The following is a 1766-nucleotide window of genomic DNA, read 5'->3' as shown; positions in this document are numbered from 1 at the left end:
GCTCGACATGGTTGTACTGAGCTTGGTTGGTGCCTCCAGCAAGCAAGGCCATAGCAAGGTGCTCAACGGCGCTAGTGCTGAACCCATGTCGCTGTGCCAGGTTTTCGATGGTCTCCCGTTGTAGGGAATCTGTGATCACAGTCTGCTCTCCATTCAGCGATCTCCATCTATCGCAATACCCTTGCTGCGAAGCCAGGATCTTGACTGGCTTAAAGCTCATCGTTGCAATTTAGGCTTATGATCTTCGCCGGAGAGAACGTCTGTAGCTTCTTCAGACCGGACACCATGCCCTTGCCAAGCATCGGCGTGCCGATAGCGCCCCTCAGCCAGCACTCCTTCTTGGCTTGATGTAGGTGAGGCAATCTTAATCAAGTTGCGCTACCCCGTTCGTCACATCGGGGGATTGTGTTGCAAATGGTTGACTTCGGGAAACTCTTCATCCGTGACGCGTTTTTCACTCCAGCAGCAGGTGAGCCGGGCATACTAAGGGTCTGCGATCCACATGCTCTCATTCAAGCTGCGGGCTATCTGAAGTATGGGTGCGCCAAAGAAGGCGAATTTGTTTTCTTTCGAGGACAGTCTAAGCACTACAAAACGATGCCTCCGTCCATCATGCGTCAGGGAAAGACGGCAGCATCGCAGAATAAGCGGCTCAGGAGTTTGAACAAAGCAATAGACGATGTGATTGCTGGGAATAATCTATTGCAGAGCTTGCCAAAACAGGTAGTTGAACCGCTTCTTCAGCATTACGGGTTTAAAACTACATGGATTGATCTCGTTGACAACATCTGGGTAGCGTTGTGGTTCGCCTGTCATCACGCACGATCTGTCGGTAAATTCGGGCAATATATGCATTTCGAAAGAAGGCAGGTCCCGCGAGAAGACAATTCGGAATTCGCATACGTTTACATGGTCGCTGCGGATTCTAGACCGGGATCACTGGCCGGAACGTGGACTGGGCCGAAAACGGAACTGGTTGATTTACGAGTTTGTTGCCCATCCTTATATGTGAGGCCCCATGCTCAACACGGAGTTCTTTTCAGAGCTAGGGGGGAAGTTGGCGGTCGGCCATCGGAATATAGTTCACAAGTCCGGGGTATAATCGAAATTGAGCTGGGCCAGGCCTTGCGATGGCTAGGCGAAGGAGAGATGCTGGGGGTCCGTTCGCTTTTTCCCCCTCCATACTACGATCAGGGTTATCAATGGCTGTTAGAGTCGGGATATCCGGGGCACGAAGTAATTGGTTCCATCGCGCATGTCGGCTCCTAAATCCAAGCGGGCGTCGGTCRCCAGCCGTTTGTGATCCCACTGAAAAGCGAGCGAGCTATGACGCGTCCGTTTCTACAAAGTAAAATTTGAATGCCCAGCCTTACCCTCTATCTTGACGAATCTGGCGCCAGGCATCCCGATCGTGCCTCTGGTCTACCGGCCCGAAGTGACTGGTTTGCGATGGGCGGAGTCCTGATAAGGCAGGAAGATAAAGCGCAAGCCAAAGACCGAAGGGATGCGCTAGCGGAAAAGTGGGCTATAACTTCCCCGTTCCATATTACCGATATGATTAATGAACGGGGTAAATTCTGCTGGCTCGGACGCCGCACCCAATTGGAACGAGATGCTTTCTGGTCCGAATATCGCGAGTTCTTAGCAAGCGTGCCCGTAGTCGGGATTGGTTGCGTCATTGATCGCGCAGGTTATGCCGCGCGCGGATACGCCAAGAAACATGAAGACAGATGGCTGCTTTGCCGCAGTGCATTTGACATCGTAGT

2 protein-coding genes are annotated in these 1766 nt (G+C 52.2%); both read left to right on the top strand.

What is annotated here, in order from left to right:
- Positions 1-414 precede the first annotated feature (414 nt).
- Positions 415-1269 (top strand): FRG domain-containing protein, encoded by an 855-nt coding sequence (locus AC1DVF_RS29165; RefSeq protein ID WP_477484530.1) that lies wholly within the window; start codon positions 415-417, stop codon positions 1267-1269.
- A 90-nt stretch (positions 1270-1359) separates the two neighbouring features.
- The coding region (locus AC1DVF_RS29160) for a hypothetical protein (RefSeq protein ID WP_477783622.1) at positions 1360-1766 on the top strand (407 nt) is incomplete at its 3' end.

Source organism: Pseudomonas sp. P4_D7 (assembly GCF_056401755.1).
Note: the sequence above shows the minus strand (reverse complement) of the source record. Positions and strands in the feature narration are given on the sequence as shown.